General features: G+C 70.8%; 17 protein-coding genes. 8 read left to right on the forward strand and 9 right to left on the reverse strand.

The features are described 5' to 3' along the window. Positions 1-14: 14 nt before the first annotated feature. Together ABD093_RS08775 and ABD093_RS08780 are read right to left on the reverse strand one after the other, a co-directional pair. The gene (locus tag ABD093_RS08775) at positions 15-1382 is read right to left on the reverse strand and encodes an exo-beta-N-acetylmuramidase NamZ family protein (RefSeq protein WP_343923807.1); all 1368 of its coding nucleotides are present in this window, start codon (positions 1380-1382) and stop codon (positions 15-17) included. A gap of 155 nt (positions 1383-1537) precedes the next feature. Continuing rightward, entirely contained in the window at positions 1538-1960 is a 423-nt protein-coding gene (locus ABD093_RS08780; RefSeq protein WP_193116447.1) for an RbsD/FucU family protein, read from the reverse strand. Between the two features lie 170 nt (positions 1961-2130). Here ABD093_RS08780 and ABD093_RS08785 point away from each other — a divergent pair, with 170 nt between their 5' ends. Both ABD093_RS08785 and ABD093_RS08790 read left to right on the forward strand, forming a co-directional pair. After that, positions 2131-3147, forward strand: coding sequence for a formylglycine-generating enzyme family protein (locus ABD093_RS08785; protein ID WP_343923810.1), 1017 nt, complete (start codon positions 2131-2133; stop codon positions 3145-3147). A gap of 173 nt (positions 3148-3320) precedes the next feature. Beyond that, positions 3321-4595, forward strand: a complete 1275-nt coding sequence (locus ABD093_RS08790; RefSeq protein WP_193116448.1) for an ATP-binding protein — start codon at positions 3321-3323, stop codon at positions 4593-4595. Positions 4596-4637: 42 nt separating this feature from the next. Here the strand turns inward: ABD093_RS08790 and ABD093_RS08795 are convergent, their stop codons facing one another. From ABD093_RS08795 to ABD093_RS08815, 5 genes are all read right to left on the reverse strand, one after another. Further along, positions 4638-5279, reverse strand: coding sequence for a TetR/AcrR family transcriptional regulator (locus ABD093_RS08795; RefSeq protein WP_193116449.1), 642 nt, complete (start codon positions 5277-5279; stop codon positions 4638-4640). An 83-nt stretch (positions 5280-5362) separates the two neighbouring features. Further along, complete coding sequence (locus tag ABD093_RS08800; RefSeq protein ID WP_343923813.1) at positions 5363-6703, reverse strand: MFS transporter; 1341 nt, start codon at positions 6701-6703, stop codon at positions 5363-5365. 417 nt (positions 6704-7120) lie between these two features. After that, a complete protein-coding gene (locus ABD093_RS08805) occupies positions 7121-8407 on the reverse strand; it encodes an alpha/beta fold hydrolase (protein WP_343923815.1) in 1287 nt (428 codons plus the stop codon). Positions 8408-8412: 5 nt separating this feature from the next. Next, positions 8413-9459: a LacI family DNA-binding transcriptional regulator gene (locus ABD093_RS08810; RefSeq protein ID WP_193116452.1), complete on the reverse strand. Its 1047-nt coding sequence runs from the start codon at positions 9457-9459 to the stop codon at positions 8413-8415. A gap of 225 nt (positions 9460-9684) precedes the next feature. Then, positions 9685-10308 (reverse strand): TetR/AcrR family transcriptional regulator, encoded by a 624-nt coding sequence (locus ABD093_RS08815; RefSeq protein WP_193116453.1) that lies wholly within the window; start codon positions 10306-10308, stop codon positions 9685-9687. A 124-nt stretch (positions 10309-10432) separates the two neighbouring features. Here ABD093_RS08815 and ABD093_RS08820 point away from each other — a divergent pair, with 124 nt between their 5' ends. Continuing rightward, the gene (locus ABD093_RS08820; RefSeq protein WP_193116454.1) at positions 10433-11074 is read left to right on the forward strand and encodes a hypothetical protein; all 642 of its coding nucleotides are present in this window, start codon (positions 10433-10435) and stop codon (positions 11072-11074) included. A 17-nt stretch (positions 11075-11091) separates the two neighbouring features. On the opposite strand, the gene ABD093_RS08825 is transcribed toward ABD093_RS08820, so the two are convergent. Beyond that, positions 11092-11841: a GAP family protein gene (locus tag ABD093_RS08825; RefSeq protein ID WP_193116455.1), complete on the reverse strand. Its 750-nt coding sequence runs from the start codon at positions 11839-11841 to the stop codon at positions 11092-11094. A 102-nt stretch (positions 11842-11943) separates the two neighbouring features. Between ABD093_RS08825 and ABD093_RS08830 the strand changes: the two genes are divergently transcribed. The 5 genes from ABD093_RS08830 to ABD093_RS08850 all read left to right on the forward strand — a co-directional run bounded on the left by ABD093_RS08830 (position 11944) and on the right by ABD093_RS08850 (position 17588). After that, positions 11944-13308, forward strand: coding sequence for a sensor histidine kinase (locus tag ABD093_RS08830; protein ID WP_343923819.1), 1365 nt, complete (start codon positions 11944-11946; stop codon positions 13306-13308). A gap of 122 nt (positions 13309-13430) precedes the next feature. Beyond that, positions 13431-14129 (forward strand): response regulator, encoded by a 699-nt coding sequence (locus ABD093_RS08835; RefSeq protein ID WP_343923821.1) that lies wholly within the window; start codon positions 13431-13433, stop codon positions 14127-14129. 449 nt (positions 14130-14578) lie between these two features. Continuing rightward, positions 14579-16165 carry an MDR family MFS transporter gene (locus tag ABD093_RS08840; protein WP_193116457.1) on the forward strand — a complete coding sequence of 529 codons (1587 nt, stop codon included), beginning with the start codon at positions 14579-14581 and terminating at the stop codon, positions 16163-16165. A 159-nt stretch (positions 16166-16324) separates the two neighbouring features. Next, entirely contained in the window at positions 16325-16792 is a 468-nt protein-coding gene (locus ABD093_RS08845) for a P-loop nucleotide/nucleoside kinase family protein (protein ID WP_226849713.1), read from the forward strand. A 28-nt stretch (positions 16793-16820) separates the two neighbouring features. Further along, positions 16821-17588 (forward strand): SDR family NAD(P)-dependent oxidoreductase, encoded by a 768-nt coding sequence (locus tag ABD093_RS08850; protein ID WP_193116458.1) that lies wholly within the window; start codon positions 16821-16823, stop codon positions 17586-17588. A gap of 28 nt (positions 17589-17616) precedes the next feature. On the opposite strand, the gene ABD093_RS08855 is transcribed toward ABD093_RS08850, so the two are convergent. Continuing rightward, positions 17617-18510 (reverse strand): dihydrodipicolinate synthase family protein, encoded by an 894-nt coding sequence (locus ABD093_RS08855; RefSeq protein ID WP_193116459.1) that lies wholly within the window; start codon positions 18508-18510, stop codon positions 17617-17619. Positions 18511-18665: the final 155 nt, after the last annotated feature.

An 18665-nucleotide genomic window follows, 5' to 3' on the forward strand; every position in this document is an offset into this window, starting at 1 on the left:
GGGAGCTCTCCTGCTCAGTAGCGGCGGTAACGCTGGGTGGTGGCCTCGAAGCGGCGGGATTCGCGGCGCCAGGCGGCGACGATGGCCTGCGCGCCGTCGCCCGCCTCGAGCATCGCGCGGGTGCGCTTGGTGCCGGAGAGCTTGTCGATCCAGCAGACGTCGTCCTCCGTGCGGCAGTCCTCCCCCTCGCGCCAATCGACCTCGTCGACGTTCGCGAACAGGGCGGCGAGCACATGGATGCCGGTGCGCACCGGCTCGTAGGCCGCGGCGTCGGTGACGTGGAGCTGCAGGCCGCCGCAGAACTCGCCGGCGTGCTTGGAGCTGGCGGGCGTGGCGAACATGGGGCGGTAGAGCACACCGGGCAGCTCCGCGGCCTGCAGGTCCGCGATGATCGCGTCGACCTGGGCCTCGGTGATGAAGGGGGCGCCGAACCACAGGAACGGCGTGGTGGTGCCGCGGCCCTCGGAGATGTTGATCGCCTCGATCAGGCCGGTGCCCGCGTAGACCACGGCCGTATCCGGGGTGGGGATGTTCGGGGAGGGCAGCACCCAGGGCAGATCGGCCGACGGCGGAGCCTCGGGGTCGTAGCCGCTCATCTCGATCACCTCGAGGTCCAGGGCCTTGCCCAGGAACTCGCCGTTGAACAGGGAGGCGAGCTCGCCGACGGTCAGGCCGTGGGTCTGCGGGATCTCCTTCAGGCCCACGAAGCTGGACAGCTCCGGCTCGAGCACGAAGCCCTCGATGTCGGTGCCCAGCGGGTTGGGGCGGTCCAGCACCACGAAGCGCTTGTCGTTCTCACCGGCCGCCTCCATCGCGTAGTAGAGGGTCCAGATGTAGGTGTAGAAGCGCGCGCCGATGTCCTGGATGTCGAAGACCAGCACATCCACGTCGGCGAGCATCTCCGGGGTGGGCTTCTGAGTGGCTCCATAGAGAGAGCGCACCGGCAGGCCCGTCTTCTCGTCGATGTAGTCGCCGACGGAGCCGCCGGCCGGCTCCGCGCCGCGCACCCCATGCTCGGGCCCGAACAGCGCGGCCATCGTGTAGCCGCCGCCCTCCTGCGCCTCGACCAGGAGGTCGATCGTGGAGCGCAGCTGCTGGTCGGCGCCGGTGGGGTTGGTGATCAGGCCGACGCGCGCGTCGCGCAGCGACTCCAGGGCTTCCGGGGCGAGGAGGTTCTCGACGCCGAGGGCGAAATCGCCCGAGCCGGAGCCCTTCCCCGTGCCGGCGGGGGCCGCCTGGGCAGCTCCGGCCGTGGCGAGCACGGCGCCCGCGGGGAGGGCGCCGAGCGAGGCCAGGACGCGGCGGCGACCTGGTCTCTTCCCCTCCTGCCCGGTGCGGTCGTGCATGGTCTGAGCGCGGGGCTGAGGGGCAGGGTGCGACACGTCGCGGTCCTCCGTCATCGTCGTCGGATCTGGTCCCGTGCAGGGCGGAGGGGTCCGCACCACGTCGTGCGGCATCCACCGAAACGATTTTCGGCGCTCTGCTCGGAGCCCCGACGCTAACAACGAAGCGACCCGGTGACAACCGTCACACGCGCTCAGCCCTCGTCGTCCCCCACCACGCCCTTGCGCAGCATGACGCAGCCGTACTTGCGGGTCTCCAGGGTGCGCAGCACGGCGAAGACGCTCCGGCCCCGCTCGTAGAAGTCGAAACGGTCGATCCACTCGAGACAGTCGGTCCGGGCCGCCGCGGACTCCTGCAGCTGTGCCTGCACCTCCTCACCGGTGCCGGGCTCCGGCGTCATGAGCGTGACCGAGGGGCCCTCGTACATATCCACGGGCAGCACGGTGCGCACGGCGCGCACCGCCTCGGGCGAGCTCACCGCCAGGTCGATCACGGGCGCCCCCATCGCATGGGAGGGATAGTGCGCGTCGGCGATCAGCAGGGTGTCGTTGTGCCCCATGTGATCGAGGATCCGCAGCAGGTCTCCGGTGAGCAGGGGGTCGATGCCGGTGAGCATGGGTGGGGCCTTTCGGGAGGGTGGGGCGGGCGGACGCCGAGTTCGCGGCGACCTCGCCGTCGGTGCTGGTCCCGGCCCGCGCCACAGCAGGTCCGGATACCGTATGGACTGGCTTGACGGCGTGTCAACGACGCCGCTGGACGGACCTCACTGACGGAGAGAGACCTGGCATGAACGAAATCGAGCACCCCGCTCCTGCGACTCCGACCGCCTGCTGCAGCGCCGGCCGGAGCGCGGTCGAGATGCCGTCGGCCGCACCCTCACACCTCGGGGACCCCGCCGATCAGGGGCCGCACCCGTGGGCGGCGCCCGTCGCGGAGGTGCGCGGCCGCGCCGATCGCGCCGTCGCGATCCCTGCCGGGCCGTTCCGGATGGGCTCGGAGGACCGCGACCGCAACCCCGGCGACGGCGAGTCCCCGGTGCGCACGGTCGACGTCCCGGCCTTCCGGATCGATCCGACCTGCGTGACCAACGCGGAGTTCGCGGCCTTCGTCGACGAGACCGGATATGTCACCGAGGCGGAGGAGTTCGGCTGGTCGTTCGTGTTCGCCCCGCTGCTCGAGAAGGACCTGCGCCGAGCGAGCCGCAAGCCGCCCGGCACCCCCTGGTGGCGAGCGGTCGACGGGGCCCGCTGGGACCAGCCCGAGGGCCCGGGGTCCGACGTGGGAGCGTCTGACGTGGGAGAGTCCGGCGCTGGAGGCCGCGCCGATCATCCCGTCGTGCACGTCTCGCTGCGGGACGCGGAGGCCTTCGCGACCTGGTGCGGGATGCGTCTGCCCCGGGAGGCGGAATGGGAGAAGGCAGCCCGCGGTGGCCTGGACCAGGCGCGATTCGCCTGGGGCGATGAGCTCACGCCGGACGGCGAGCACCGCTGCAACATCTGGCAGGGCGCCTTCCCCGTGCGGAACACGCAGGAGGACGGCTTTGTCGCGACGGCGCCCGTGCGGTCCTTCCCACCCAACGGGTTCGGGCTGTACGAGGTGGCGGGGAACGTGTGGGAGTGGTGCAGCGACAACTGGTCCACCGGCGATGCGCCCTCGCTCGACGGTGACGTGCGGGTGATGCGCGGCGGCTCATACCTGTGCCACGACTCGTACTGCAACCGCTACCGGGTCGCGGCCCGCAGCTCGACGGCCGCGGAGGACGCGAGCGGCAACAAGGGATTCCGCCTCGCGGCCGATGCCTGAACATGCTGCGGCATGTCCCGATTCCGGGAGGATCTACCCTCATGCCCGGCAGGAGGGCTAGTAGATGCCTGGCAAGAGGGCTAGTAGATGCCTGGCAAGAGGACTAGTAGATGCCTGGCAAGAGGACTATTATGAACCGTAGCACCTGCTAGCGACGTGTTGGGAGGAGATCCATGGCGCTCGACGACACGTCATCGACCACCGGCTATCTACGGCGGTACGTGGACGATGAATTGGACGCTCTGCTGCCAGAGCTGGCAGCTATTGCCGTCGACGGCCCCAAAGGGGTCGGGAAGACGGCGACCGCTTCGCGGCGCGCCGGAACAACCCTCCCTCTGGACGACCCCGCCGTCCGACAGCTCGTGGCCGCCGATCCGTCCTTTCAACTCCGTCGCAGCGAAACCGTTCTGATCGATGAGTGGCAGCACCTCCCGGAGGTCTGGGATGTGGTCCGCCGAGCAGTGGACTCCAGGACAAACCACACGTACCTGCTCACCGGGAGCGCGACACCCAGAGACGGCGTGGACACACATTCTGGGGCCGGACGGATCATCTCGTTGCGACAGCGACCGCTGAGCCTCTCCGAACGACGAGGAACCTCACCGACCGTCCGCATCCAGGACCTCTTCGAGCCCGAGGTCACGATCGCAGGGGCGACGGATCTGACCCTCGCGGACTATGCGCGGGAGATCTGCTCCTCAGGGCTGCCCGATATCACTGACCTCTCGCAGAGAGCTCGGCGCTACGCCCTCGACAGCTACGTACGGAACATCATCGATCGAGACATCGTCGACCAGGGCGTTTCGCTTCGAAAGCCGGCAACCCTTCGAGCATGGATGGCGGCCTATGCCGCGGCCTCGTCGACAACGACCGAATACGTGAAGATCTTGGACGCTGCCACGTCCGACGAAAGCAACAAGCCGGCGAAGGCAACCACGCTCGCCTATCGCGATGTGCTGACGAAGATCTGGATCCTCGACCCCGTGCCAGCCTGGCTCCCGTCGATGTCACCTCTGTCGCGACTGGTCCAGGCACCCAAACATCAGCTCGCGGATCCTGCCCTCGCCGCCACGCTCCTGAATGTGTCGGAACAGAATCTCCTGAGCGGGACTCAGGGCTCCGGAGAGCTGTTCGGCAATCTCCTCGAGTCACTGGCGACACTGACGGTGCGCAGTGCCGGAGCGGCCGCCGAGGCCCAGACCTACCATCTGCGCACTCGGGGCGGGGATCACGAAGTCGACCTGATCCTCGAGCGCTTCGACGGGGCGGTCATCGCTTTCGAGGTCAAGCTCGCGCGTTCAGTCGACGATCACGACGTCCGCCACCTTCACTGGCTGGGTGACACGATCGGGGACCGACTGAAGAACAAGGTCATTCTGACGACAGGAACCACCGCCTATCGCCGCAAAGACGGTGTCGCTGTCGTGCCTCTGGCACTCCTGGGCTGACAGCGATGAGCCCAACCGTCAGCCCCAGCGTGAGCCGATAGTTCAGGCAGGGCCTGCGCTCCATCGTCGCTTGAGCTCGGCGACGTGATCGCCAAGGGCCACCTCCATGTCGATCTCCGGATCCAGCAGCCACTGCACCTGGAGGCCGTCCATCAGCGCCACCGTGGAGCGCGCGATGCGGTCCGCTGGGGCGTCGGGCTGCATGTGACCGTCGCGCTGCGCGACGCGGACGGCGTCGGCGAGCGTCCCGACGACGGCTGCGTAGTGGCCCTTCAGCCATTCGTGCGCGGGGTGCTCGGAAGTCGCGGCCTCCCCCATCATCGTCGTGTACAGGAGCACGAGCTGGCGCCGCTCCATGTTCAGCCAGGCCACATGCACCAGGTGGTCGAAATCGGCCCAGGGGCCGTCCCCGAACTCCTCCCGAGGGAAGCTGTCCACCGTGTCACGGTGTTCGAGGACCGCGCCGAGCAGGGCCTTCTTCGAGGGGAAGTGATGGACGAGCCCGGACGGCGAGATCCCTGCGGCGGCCGCGACCTGCGCCATCGAGGTCGCCGCGAAGCCCTGCCGCGCGATGAGGTCGATCGCCGCCCGCATCGCGCTCTCGCGCACCACAGCGGAGTCCTGCCCGCGGGGCCGACCGGGCCGACGGCGGGCGGGGCGGGAGTCCTGGCCGGTGGCGCTCATCGGTCGCGGGGTCTCCTTCGGGAAGTGGGAGCAGGACGGCCGGAACAGATCGCTCCGTCCCGGCCGTCGATGTCAGGCGATCACTATTTCACGCCGCGGATGAACATCGTGAGGATCGCGCCGGCCACCGCGGAGATCGCAGCGGCGACGAGCAGCGCCGTGAAGTCCGTGCCGCCGCCGAGCTTGGCCAGGAGGAAGCCACCGACCCCGGGGGCGAGGGACTGAGGCAGGGCGTTGGCCATATTGAACACACCCAGATCCTTTCCAGTCTTCTCGCGGTCCGGGAGCACCTCGAACACGAGGGCGAGGTCGACGGCGAGGTACATGCCGTAGGCGATCCCCATGATCGCCTCGCAGACGTAGAACCCGGTCACGGTGTCCGCGTGGAGGAGACCGTAGGTGCCGATGGCGAAGACGAGGATCGAGACGGCGACCATGACCTTGCGCCTGCCGAGCTTGTCGGAGATCCAGCCGGCCAGCAGGCCCGCGACCATCGAGGCCACGGTGTAGATCGTGACGCCGACGGCGACAGCGGCCGCCGCGGCACCGGCGGCGAGACCGAGGTGGTTGGTCATGTAGAACAGCCGGAAGGTGATGAAGAGGTAGGAGGCCAGGATGATCAGGAAGCGGCCCCACCAGGCCAGGCCGAAGTCCGGGTACGTCACGGGGTTCGTCCAGAAGGTCGTGACCAGCTCCCGCAGATTGAACGGGTAGCGGTTCTCCTTGAGGACCGGCTCGGGCAGCATCAGTGCGTACGCCACGACCAGGATCAGTCCGAGCACCGCCGGGACCATGAAGAGCAGGAGCATGTTGGTGGAGAACGCCGCGCTCAGCCAGGTCGCGACCATGATGGCCGAGTTCTGGGCGATCCCGATCAGGCCGGAGGTCTTGCCGTACTGCTCGGAGGGCAGCTGGTCCGCGACGGATGCGAGGAACGCGGCGAAGCCGAGGTTCGCGCAGGCCTGGGCGAGGAACCACCCGATCGCCATCATCAGCGGGCCGGTGGCGAGCGCGATGAGCAGGAGCGAGAGCGTCAGGCCGATGATTCCGAGGACGATCCACGGTCGACGCCTGCCCAGGCCGGAGGTGGTGCGATCCGAGATCCGCCCGCCGACCGCATTGAAGATCACTGCGGCGAGCGCGCCGGGGGCGATGACCATCGCCGTCATCGCGACCTGTTCGGCAGGGTCCGTGGTCAGGCTCTGAGCCTTCATCTGGATCGAGACCGTGGCCGGCCCGAGCAGCGCGACGAAGATTCCGAACTGCGCCAGGACGAGTCCGGCGATGAACCAGACGGGTCGCTTGGCCTCGGGCTTGATCCCGAGGTGCGGGATCGGGAGCTCGGGACCGATGAGGTTCGGGCTTCCCTGGAGGTCGATGGTCGGGTCCGGGGCGAAACCGGTCCCGCTTGAGGGTGTCGTCACGGATGGACTCCTTCGTCATGTGCCGCATGTGCGTCGTTGCCGGCCGCTCGGAGCAGCCACGACGAGCATTATTAGTTCCACCGCACTAATAAGTCGAGCCGATACCGACCACTGGTCATTAAGTGGCGCGAAGGCGAGCCTGCAGCCAGGCATTCTGGCCATCGGCAGTGGTGTGAATCACAGTGCCGGCATGCTCCTGGCTGCAGTGGACATGGACAGGCGGCCCCGGCGGACGGACGAGCGGACGGGTACCGGTACGAGGATTCGTCAGCAGGCGTGGCACCAGCGCCCTGGAGAGGCTGAGCCCACGCCTGGTGACAAAAGTTCGTACGCCCGGTCGGGCCCGGGCCAGGGCTCGGGTCCGGCAGCCGGCGCCAGGCGGTCGGCGGCGCGGCGGCCGGTGGCGTGCGGCGGGCGTCAGGCGGCGCGGCGGCCCGTGGCGAGGTCGAGAAGGTGGTCGATGACCCCGTCGCCGCTGGCGCGCAGACCGTTGTGCTCGTACTCGCTGGTCACCCAGGGCGTCACGCCGCTGAGCAGCTCCGCCGTGGCCAGGGAGTACTGGCGCGGCACGTAGGCGTCGTCGTAGTAGACGGCGGCCGCGCCGGGCACGTCGGCCGCGCGCAGGGCGTCCTCGTCGTAGAGCCGGGGCCACTCGTGCTCGGCGAGCAGGTCGGCGGCCTCGGCCCAGGGCATGAATTCCGGGTCCTCCGCGAACAGGTCGCGGTGGATGTGCTCACCGCCCAGCAGGGTCGGATCCTGGCGCACCGCCTCGGGCATCATGCGGTCGGCGGTCCAGCGGGTGGCCACGCCGTCGGCCCAGCAGCTCTCGTGGATCACGGCGTACAGCGGGTTGCGGCCGCTGAAGGGCAGGGCGGCCGCGAGGTCATGGAGGAAGGCCGGTGATGTCGGCTCGAGATCCAGCAGGTAGTGCAGGCGTTCCTGGCCTCCGGAGGCTCCGAGCAGATGGCCCAGGCGGCGCAGGCGCTCCACGCCCACGCTCTGCCCGTCGGCCAGGCGCAGCTGCCCGCCCGCGGCGAGATCGGAGAGGGCGCGCAGGCGATCGCGGTCTCCGGGGAAACGTGCCCAGTAGCGCTCGCTGCGGGCGATCATGCCGTCCCAGGTGGTGGCGTAGACGGTGTCCATGTCCGGGCCGAGCGTCGGCAGTCCGCCCGTGAACAGGGCCTTGTCGACGCTGCCGGCGTGGGCGCTGAGGTAGCGCAGGGTGGTGAAGCCACCGAAGGACTGCCCCAGCAGCGACCAGATCGACGCCCCGAGATGCTCGCGCAGAAGCTCCGCGTCGTGCGCGATCGCGTCGGCCCGGAAGTGGGTGAGATAGGCGGCCTGCTGTGCAGGGCTCGCCGCGCGGAGGGTGGTCGCGCCGTCGATTGCTCCCTCGGGCAGGGGCGCATCCAGGCCGACGGGCGTGGAGCGGCCGGTGCCGCGCTGGTCGAGCATGACCACGCGGTGATCGCGCAGGGCGCGGGCGAGCCACGGCGGGGACCCGGCCTCCAACGGGCGCGGCGCCTCGGATCCCGGGCCGCCCTGGAGGTAGACGAGGAAGGGTCGGTCCTGGCCGTCGGGCTCCGCGACGATGCGGGCGAACAGCTCCAGGGTCGGCGAGGCGGGGTCGGCATGGTCCAGCGGGACCGGCAGGGTGACGTCGCGCAGGTGCAGGCCGGGCAGGGTCCAGGTGGTGGAGGGCATCGGGCTCATTCGTCGAGGTGGGTGGTGGCGCCGGGGAAGAACTCCCAGTCGAAGGTGTGCTTCTCGCCGGCTCGTTCACCGCGCCGACGAGCGGCGTCGATCACCACGGCGGAGATGCGGGCGAACACGTCGTCCACCCCGTAGTAGCTGATCGGGCCGAAGTACTCGGATTCTGCGGGCACATCGCCGATGGCGATGATCTCGAGGTCGTCGGGGACGTTCAGGCCCAGCCGCTCGGCGGCGAACTGGAGGGCCACAGCCTGATAGCCGGTGAAGCAGATGACGGCGCGGGGGCGATCGGGCGCCACCAGCCACTCCAGGCTCGACAGATAGGTGTCGCGGCCGCTCTCCGGGGTGAGGCGGAGCAGTCGTTCGGGCGCCTCGTCCCCATGCTCCTGAGCCGCATCGAGGAAGGCGAGGGTTCGGGGATGGTTGATCGTGCCGGGGATCCGGCTCGCCAGATCAGGGGCCAGCAGGTGCACGGTCTCGTGGCGGGCCCGCAGCCGGGCGTAGGCCTTGGCGATCGCGCAGTAGGGCGTCGAGGAGATGACGTCGAACCCCTCGGGCTCCATCTTCGCCGTGAAGGCGACGATCCCGGTCTGGACGGCTGCGGCCAGTCGCCGCACCTTCTCGGGACCGTCCTCCTGGAAGTCGACGCTGGTGATGAAGCCGGCGTCTGCCGAGGCGCCCGAGAAGTACTCGCTCCAGCGCTCATCGGCCAGGACCAGGGTGGACAGGTCATACTCGAGCGCATCATCCCTCACCTGCTTGGCCAGCTGCACGCCCCACGGGTCACCGAGGGTGCCGAGCGCGAGCACGATGCCGCCGCCGCGGCCGGTGCGCATCGCCTGAGCGTTGCGGTTGGGCACGTACCCGAGCTCCTCCGCGGCCGCGCGCACCTTCGCCTTGGTGGCGGGCGAGCCGGCGGAGCGGCTGCCGTCGCGGCCGCTGAGCACGAACGAGGCGGTCGCGATGGAGACCCCCGCCGCGCGGGCGACGTCCGAGAGGGTCACCGCCGTGCGGTGGGTGGGGCCGGTGACGCCGTTGCTCATGACTGCAGGACCTCCTGGTCGACGGGGCCTGGACCGACGGGGTGGGCGGGACGGGCGGGATCGCCGGAACTCTGCGGGAATGCCATCGCCCTGCCCCCTCATCGGTCCGCCGCACCCGACGGCCCCGGTGGCGGGGCCGCTGTCCTCGAATGCTACCGCGCAGGCACCAGGTCACGGCCGGGAACCCGCCCGGGTGCCGAGCCGTCCGGGCGCGCTCGGGCCCGCTCAGGGGCTCGTGGGCTCCAGAATGTCGTCGAGGTGGCGCACGAGCACGTCCCGAGCGCGCTGGGGGGACAGCTCCTCGGGGTCCAGTCCGCGCAGCGCCAGGCCGTCCAGCAGTGCCGCCAGGCGATCGATCTCGACCTCCACCTGGACTCCGTCGCGCAGCGCCTGCGCCTGCTCGAGCCCGGCGAGGATCCGTGCGATGACCATCACCATCCCCCGACGGAGCCGGGCGACCTGCGGGCCGACGCTCGGATCCGTGCGCGCCGCGACGGTGAACTCCAGCGACACCGCCATCTCCGATCGGCGCCGCTCGTCCAGCGGCAGCAGCTCCTCGAGCGCGCGCTGCGCCAGCGCCCGACGGGGCAGAGCCCCGGCCTGCACGGCGGGCAGATCCGCGAGGTGCGCGCGGAACCTGTCCTCGAATCCTGTGGACAGCGCCTCGACGGCCAGCTCCCGGATCTCCTGCTGACTGCCGCAGTAGTGGCGCACGGAGCCGATCGCGAGGCGGGCCTCGGCGGCGATGCTGCGCAGGGAGGCGCGTGCGAGGCCGTCGCGGGCGACGACTACGAACACGGCCTCGACGATGGCGCGACGACGCTCCTCGGGGTCCACGATCTTGGGCATGCCTTTTTATAGCACGCCCTTGCCAGAATCGGCGATTGATTCTACTGTTTTAGCACGTACTTGCCATAACCGGAGAACACGCCGATCCCGTCGGCCGTGCACGGTCCCCGAAGGAGCTCTGTCCATGATCCGCATCCTCGAGCTCGTCGGCCTGCTCGCACCCCTGGCAGGTCTGGCGCTCCTGATCGTCTATCGGCGCACCACGCCCCGCGCCTCCCTGGTCCTCGCGCTCAGCGGGTGCGCGCTCGCGATGCTCGGCGTGCTGGTCGGTTTCCTCGGCCGTCGCGCACTCCCCCTCGGCTCGCTGCACGGCGGAGGGTTCGCCGGGATGGCGGACCTGATGAGCCAGGTGTCCCTGCTCCGGCTGGCCCTGCTCGGAGTCGCGGCTGCGCTCCTCGCGGTCGCAGCGCTGCAGGGGCGCTCTGGTCGTGCTCGGCGTTCCGGTCGGGCCACGGCCCTCCTCTGGCTGGCCGCAGGCGCCGTCCTGCTCGGGATCGGCCTCGTGGTGACGGTCCCCGTGACCGGGCTCGAGCATGAGCTGACCGGGCGAGACCACGAGGGGCTCGCCCTCCTGGCCGGGCTGATCGGGGAGACCGTCGAGTTCGCGACTCTCGGCCTGGGCATCCTCGCGCTGACAGTCGCGGTCACCACGGGCCGTCGGGGCGAGGACGCGGGCACCGGGCGCCGCTCGAGCAGGGACCCCGCGGTCGTCGTCGTGGACTCCGCCCGCTCGGCGTGGGCGACGTTCCGGACGCTGAGGCGCTGAGCATACGGGGCCGGATCTCAGGCGCCCTGGCCGCCGGTCAGCAGGGTCAGGGCGGGGCCGATCGTGTTGAGCAGGATGATCACGCCGATGATGCCCACGACCCAGGAGAAGGCGCTGGTCACATTCTTCACCGCCCACTCGTGCACGCGGTCCAGGAAGGCGTCGGCCCGGGCACCCAGAGCGGCGCGCACTCCACAAAGCCCCGCGCCCGGCACGATCATCACCGCGCAGTAGCCCACCAGCACGAGGGCGCCGCCGCCCAGACCGATCCCCATGTCGGCGATGATCCCCATCGCCGCGAGGTACGGGATCATCGAGGCCGCCTCGACCACCCCCGCCAGCAGCGCCAGGGAGATCAGCAGACCGGGCCGCCCGGACGCCCGTCGGGCGCGATCGGTCCAGCGCCGGGCGGACGCCTCCGGATCCCCGCCGCGCTTGCGCACCGACTTCGGGTCCAGACGGAAGGACCAGACCACCAGCAGCACCCCGGACACGGCGAGCGCGAGCATCACCGCCGGCGAGGCGAGCAGGTACCCGAACGACTCGATCAGCGGGAGCAGCCCGGCCAGCAGCGCGATCCCCAGCAGCAGATAGAAGAGGCCGATCACCGCGAGATAGAGCAGCGTGCGCCCGGCGATGCGCAGCGCCCCTCCCTGACCCACCACGAGCAGGATCACGGGGATCACCAGCGTGCCCATCGAGGTGGAGTCCACGAGGGCGAGCAGGACCAGGCCCAGGGGGCCGGCGGCGTCGGGGAGCGATTCCATGCCCACCATCGTGGTCGCGACATCTCCTGCGGTCCTCCTCCCAAGGTGCCGACTGTGCGCCGGGAGGAGGCGACCCGCACCGGCTCCGCGTAGCCTCGGAGCATGTCTGCAGACCCGTTCGGGACTCCCGAGCGCCCTCGGCTCACGCGCCACGACGCCCTCGCGGCGGCCGGCTACGCGGGGGCGGTCGTCCTGCTCGCGGCGACCGGCGCCAGCAACTCCGGGTTCGTCGGCGGCGCGCTGCGGTGGCCGACCTGGGTCTCGGTGGTGATGCTGCTGATCGCCTGCGTGAGCCTGCTGTGGAGGCGCAGCCGACCAGGGATCACGCTCCTCGTGGCCGGGCCCCTGGCGATCGCGGAGATCGTCGTGGGCGGCCAGATCTCCGCCTACCTGCTGCTGTTCGAGGCGATCTTCGACCCTGTCCTGCACGGCACCAAGCGCCTCGCGCACCTCACCACGGCCCTCGCGATCGGCCTCGGGGTCGTCTCCGTGCTCGCCGCGCTGGTGCTCGGCGCGCCGGGTCCCATCGTGCTGGTGGTGCTGCTGGTGGCCGCGCTCGTGCTGTCCACCCCGCTGCTGTGGGGCTGGGAGGTGCGCCATCACCGCGACGCACGCCTGGGCGCGGAATCCCTCGCCGACCTCGAGCACGAGCTCGCCGCCGCGCGGGCCACCCAGGCCGTGGAGACCGAGCGCCTCACGATCGCCCACGACCTGCACGACGTGATCGCCGGCCACCTCAGCGCGGTCTCCCTCCACACCAACCTCGCCGCCTCCCTCGAACAGCCCGAGGCACGGGACCGTTCCCTGGTCACCGCCCGGGAGTCGGCGCATGCGGCGCTGCGGGACCTGCGCTCGATGATCGGGGTGCTCTCCACCGCGGAGTCCGGCACCCAGCCCACGGTGACCCTGGACTGGCCCTCGCTGACCACGCGCCTGCGCGGACGCGATCCGCAGGCCCGCGTGCAGATCGACCCGGCCGTCACGGATCCTTCGCGCGTGGAGCCCTCCGTGCAGGCGGCCCTGCTGCGCATCGCGGCGGAGGCCTCGACGAACGCCGTGCGGCACGGGCTGGCACCGATCTCCCTCCGCATCGACGTCGGGGCCGACGAGGTCACGCTCGAGCTGCGGAACCGGCGCGCCGAGCGCTCCGTGCCCGGCACCGGCGTGGGCCGCGGCGCCCTCTCCTATCGGGCGACGGCCGTGGGCGGGAGCGCCACCTCCGGTCCGGGTCCCGGTGCGGAGGCCGACGTCTGGCGGGTCCTCGCGCAGCTGCCCGTGCGGGCGCCCAGCGTGGTGGATGCGCCGGAGGACCGGCCGGCGTCCGCGCATCGGGCCCCCTCGACGACACCGGCCCCACCGACGACCACCACAGGACCGACGGTTACGACGACAGAGACGACAGAGACGACTGCCGAGGAGGGCGATCCGCGCACCTCCTCCCACGCCGCCCAGGAGGCCACACCGTGACCGATGCGACCTCGCGCCCCAGACCGCCTGCGCCCACGCAAGCACCCGCACCCGCACCCGCACCCGCACCCGCACCCGCACCCGCACCCGACGAATCGTCGACCTGCCCGATCCGCGTCCTGGTGGCCGACGACCACCCTGCGGTGCGCTCCGGCCTGGTCGCGCTGCTGGACTCCGCGGTGGACATCACCGTCATCGCCGAGGCGGCCGACGGGGACTCCGCCGTCGCCGCCGCCCGCGAGCACCGGCCCGACGTGGTCCTGACCGACGTGCGGATGCCCGGCGCGACCGGTATCGAGATCACCCCGCGCCTGCGCGAGACCGGAGCGAACGTGCTGGTGATCTCCGGATTCGACCTCGACGATTATGTGCTCGGGGCGCTCGCCGCCGGGGCCGACGGCTACCTCGTGAAGTCCGAGGACCCGCAGAGGATCCTCGCCGCGGTGCGCGATGTGCACCGGGGCGACGCCGTGCTCTCCGCCGCGGCGACCCGCGCCGTGGTCGGGGCGCTGCGGGGCCGATCGGCAGCCGACGACCGGGATCGTGGAGAGGCATCGCAGCCATCACCTGATCCGGTCCCGACGTCGGGCCCCGCCTCTGACCGTCGGCCGGTCCCGGGCGACCTCCTCGAGCCCGCCTTCACCCGCCGGGAGGAGGACGTGCTGGCCCTGGTCGCACAGGGGCTCTCCAACCAGCAGATCGCCTCGCAGCTCTTCGTCGAGATCACCACCGTGAAGTCCCACCTCTCCCACGCGCTCCTGAAGCTGCAGCTCGACTCCCGCGTGCAGGCGGCGCTGTGGTGGCGCCAGCACCGCGGATGACCCTTTCGGACGCTCTTCTCTCTCGAGCCTGCAGTGTGTGTCGTTGAGGGCGCTCTCACCGACACACACTGCAGGCTCGACGGAGGGCTGAGCCCCGGCAGGAGGCCTGATCGCGTGCAGGAGGCCTGAGCCCGACGGGAGGGCTGATCCCCGACGGGAGGGCTGGACCCTGACAGGAGGGCTGATCCCCGACAGGAGGGCTGGACCCCGACAGGAGGCCTGATCCCAGACGACGTGCGTCGGCCGGGAATGCGGGAGCACGACCCGGCGTTGGGGGATGCGTACAGCACATTCCCTACGGGGATGCGAGCGCCCCTGAAAGACTTGTCCGGGTCGCGGGCACTGCCCGTCGGCCCCACCGGATGGTGACCTGACTGCTCCGCCCTGCAGCGCGCGGACGTGCAGGTTCCGGCCCTCCGGTCCCTCGATGCAGAAAGCATGCCACCCCTATGACCTCCACCCGTCAGCCCACGGGCGAGTTCCCCGCCGTCGATGCACCCGGCATCGTCTCCGGCGGCTCCGCCTCCGCCGACGCCGAGTACGCCACCCGCGACGGAGCCGACAACCCCGGCACCACGGTGAAGGACGGCCGCGCGCCCACCTCCTACAAGGTCGCCCCGATCATCGCGGTCCTGGTCGTCTCCGCGTTCGTGATGATCCTCAACGAGACCCTGCTGTCCGTCGCGCTGCCCACCCTGATGGCGGACCTGTCGATCACCGCGGTCACCGCCCAGTGGCTCTCCACGGGCTTCATGCTCACGATGGCCGTCGTCATCCCCACCACCGGCTTCCTCATGAAGCGACTGTCGGTGCGCGCCGTGTTCATCACCGCGATGCTGCTGTTCCTGGTCGGCACCGCGATCGCTGTGGCCGCCCCGACCTTCCCCGTGCTCCTGGGAGCCCGCGTGGTCCAGGCCGCCGGCACCGCGATGGTGCTGCCCCTGCTGATGACCACGATCCTCGCGCTCGTGCCGATCACGGCACGCGGCCTGGTGATGGGCCTGGTGGGCGTGGTCATCTCGGCCGCCCCCGCGCTGGGCCCCTCGATCTCCGGGTTCATCCTGGAGCACTGGAGCTGGCACTACCTGTTCGTGATGATGCTGCCGATCATCGTGATCGCCCTGGTCATCGGCCTGATCTTCATGCGCAACTACACCGAGCCCGAGAAGGTGAAGCTGGACGTCACCTCCGTGATCCTCTCCGCGATCGGCTTCGGCGGCGTCATCTACGCACTCGCCTCGATCAGCCAGATCGTGGAGGGCGAGGCCCGCCTGGTGCCGCTGCTCGTGGCCGGCATCGGCGTGCTCTCCCTCGCGGTGTTCGCGAACCGGCAGGTGCGCATGCATTCCCGCGGCAAGGAGCCCCTGCTGGACCTGCGCCCGCTGAAGGTGCGCACCTTCTCGGTGTCCGTGCTGGTGATCCTGCTGGGCTTCGCGACCATGCTCGGCACCGTCGTGGCGCTGCCGCTGTACATGACCGGGTCGCTGGGCATGTCCACCCTCGACGTCGGCCTGGCCATGCTGCCCGGCGCGGCCGCCTCCGGCGTGCTCGGCCCGCTGGTCGGCGCTCTGTTCGACCGCGTGGGTCCGCGCCCGATCGTAGTTCCCGGCGCCGCGCTGATGGCGATCGTGTGCTGGCTCGAGGTGCTCCTGCTCGATGCGGAGTCGAGCCAGGGCCTGATCGTCGCGCTGAACGTCCCGCTGGGCATCGGCATGGCCATGGTCATGACCCCGCTGATGGCACTGTCCCTCGGGGCGCTGCCGCGGTCGCTCTACGGCCACGGCTCGGCGATCCTCAACACCCTGCAGCAGCTGGCCGGCGCGCTGGGCACCGCGGTGTTCATCGCCCTGCTCACGCTGGGCTCAGTTCTCGCGGTCGAATCCGGTGCCACGGCGCAGGCCGCTCAGGCCAGCGGCGCCACGTGGGCCTTCGCCTTCGGCGGCATCATGACCACGATCGCCGTGGTGCTCGCCGCCACGCTCAAGAACAACCCGGCAGAGGTCGAGCAGACCGAGCAGGTCGCCCAGACCGCCTGAGCTGCTCTGGTCGCTGCGCTCCACCCGGCGCGCACGGCCGGCCCCACGAACTTTCGGTCCCCAGCGTGTCCTCACCGCCTCCACGGCGTCGAGGCAGCGCTGGGGACCGAATGTTTTGCAGAGACCGCTGAGTCGGTGCTGCTGCCCTACGCTGGCGCGATGAGCAGGGTGATCTTCATGTGCGGCCCGGCGGGCTCGGGGAAGTCGACCATCGCGCGCCGCTACGAGGCCGACGGGATGGTGCGGCTGTCCGTGGACACCGAGGCCTGGGCCCGCGGCCACCGCACGATGCCGCTGCCCGAGGCCGTGGGCTCCGAGATCATCGCGAAGCTCGAGGAGCGCCTGCTCACGTGCGTGCGCGACGGGCAGGACGTAGTGCTGGACCTGTCGTTCTGGTCGCGGGAGATGCGGGATCACTGGCGGGCGCTGCTCCTCCCGTCGGGCATCACCCCGGAGATCGTGCAGGTGGTCGTCTCCCGAGCGACCGCGCTGGCCCGGATCGAGGCGCGGGCCGAGCAGCACGGCGACGACTTCCGCCTGCCGCGCGCTCTCGCGGAGATCTACTACGACCACTTCGAGCCGCCGACGGACGACGAGGGCCCCATCACCGTGATCCGCACCGACTGAGCCGGCGCGGAGTCGCTACGCTTCGGCGATGAGCTCCTCCCCCACCCTCGAGTCCCTGTTCGGCCTGCGCGGACGCACGGCCCTGGTCACCGGGGGCAGCTCTGGGATAGGTCGCGGGATCGCGGGCGCCCTGGCCGGCGCCGGGGCACGCGTGCTGATCGCGGCCCGCACGCAGAGCGCGATCGACGAGGCCGTCGCAGAGATCCGGGCCGACGGCGGCACCGCCGAGGGCCTCCGCGCAGATCTCTCCACCCGTGCCGGCGCCCACGCCCTGGCCGACGTCGCCGGTGAGGTCGACATCCTGGTGAGCTGCGCAGGCATCAACCTGCGCCCGCCGATGTCGGAGCTGGACGAGCCGACCTGGGACGCGACCATGGCGGTGAACCTCGACGCGCCGTTCGTGCTCGGCCAGCGCCTCGCCCCCGGGATGGCGGAGCGCGGCTACGGCCGCCTGATCCACATCAGCTCGCAACAGGCGCATCGGCCCTTCGGGAACAGCGGGGCGTACGGGGTCTCCAAGGCCGCGGTGGAAGGGCTCGCCCGGGTGCAGGCGGAGGCCTGGTCCTCGCGGGGGGTCACCGCGAACGTGCTGATCCCGGGCTTCGTGCGCACGCCCCTGAACCGCGAGACGATCTCCGATCCGGCAGTCATCGACGCCCTCGCGGCCCGGACCGTTGTCGGCCGGAACGGATTGCCTGAGGACTTCGCAGCCGCCGCGGTGTTCCTCGCCGGACCGGGTTCGGCCTATGTCACGGGCCAGTCGATCGCCGTGGACGGCGGCTTCTCGGTGCATTGAGCCGGATGCTCCTCGCCGGTGATCGGCCTCAGGAGAGCAGTCCCAGCTGGTCGGCGACGGCCACCGCCCGCTCCCTCTCCGCGCCGCGCAGCCCGAGCAGCGGACGGGGCAGGCACGGCGCGTCGACCAGAGCGAGATGCTCGGCGAGAGCCGCGGAGACGCGCAGGCTGCCGAGCTGAGCGACCAGGTCCCACAGCGGGGCCAGGCGGGCCGATGCGGCAAGGGCGTCGTCGGCCCTCCCGTCGAGCGCGGACCGCGCGATGGCGGACATCGCCTGCGGGATCGTGCCGCCCACGGCGGTGAACCAGGCATCGCAGCCGGCCAGCAGCCCGGACGCTGCAAAGCCGTCGCCGGAGATGCCGATGCGCACGTGCTCGGGGATCACGGCCCGCATCGCCCGCACCCGCTCGCGCGCTGCATCGACTCCCTGGGTGATCGGCGGGATCTTGATCGCGTCGACGTGCGGGAGGTTCGCAATGTGCGCGTAGAGATCCATCGAGAACGTGACGTGCGTGGTCGCGGGGTTGTCGTAGACGACCAGCGGCACCGAGAGCTCGGCGGTGACGTCCTCGTAGAGCGCGGCCACGTCGTCCTGTGTGAGGGCCTGGTAGCTCATCGGGGCGAGCAGCACGGCGTCGGCCCCGGCCTGCTGGGCGTCCTCCGCGAGGGCCAGCACCTGCGAGGTGCGCAGAGCTCCGATGCCCGCGATCACCGGGATGCCGGCCGCGCGGTCCACGCTCGCCTCGACGACGGCGCGGCGCTCGGCGCGGTCGAGGTAGGCGTAGGAACCCGTCGAGCCGAGGGCCCCGATCGAGTCGACGCGGGCTGCGACGAGGCGATCGATCAACCCTCTGTAGGCCGCGAGATCGACCTGGTCATCGCGCAGCGGGGTGAGCGGGAAGGCGCTGAGGCCGGAGAACATGCGGGCTCCTGGGCGACGGATGGAGAACGGATCGTGGACGCTACACGCGAGGGGAGGATGGCCGGTGATCCGGAGAAATTGTCAAGACCTGTGGATCGGTGTTCCGCTACCCGACCGAGGAGTTGCTGGCCGGCGCTGTGAGCGCCGGTCACTCG

The sequence above is a fragment of the Brachybacterium tyrofermentans genome (genome assembly GCF_039526165.1).
GTDB classification, from domain to species: domain Bacteria; phylum Actinomycetota; class Actinomycetes; order Actinomycetales; family Dermabacteraceae; genus Brachybacterium; species Brachybacterium tyrofermentans.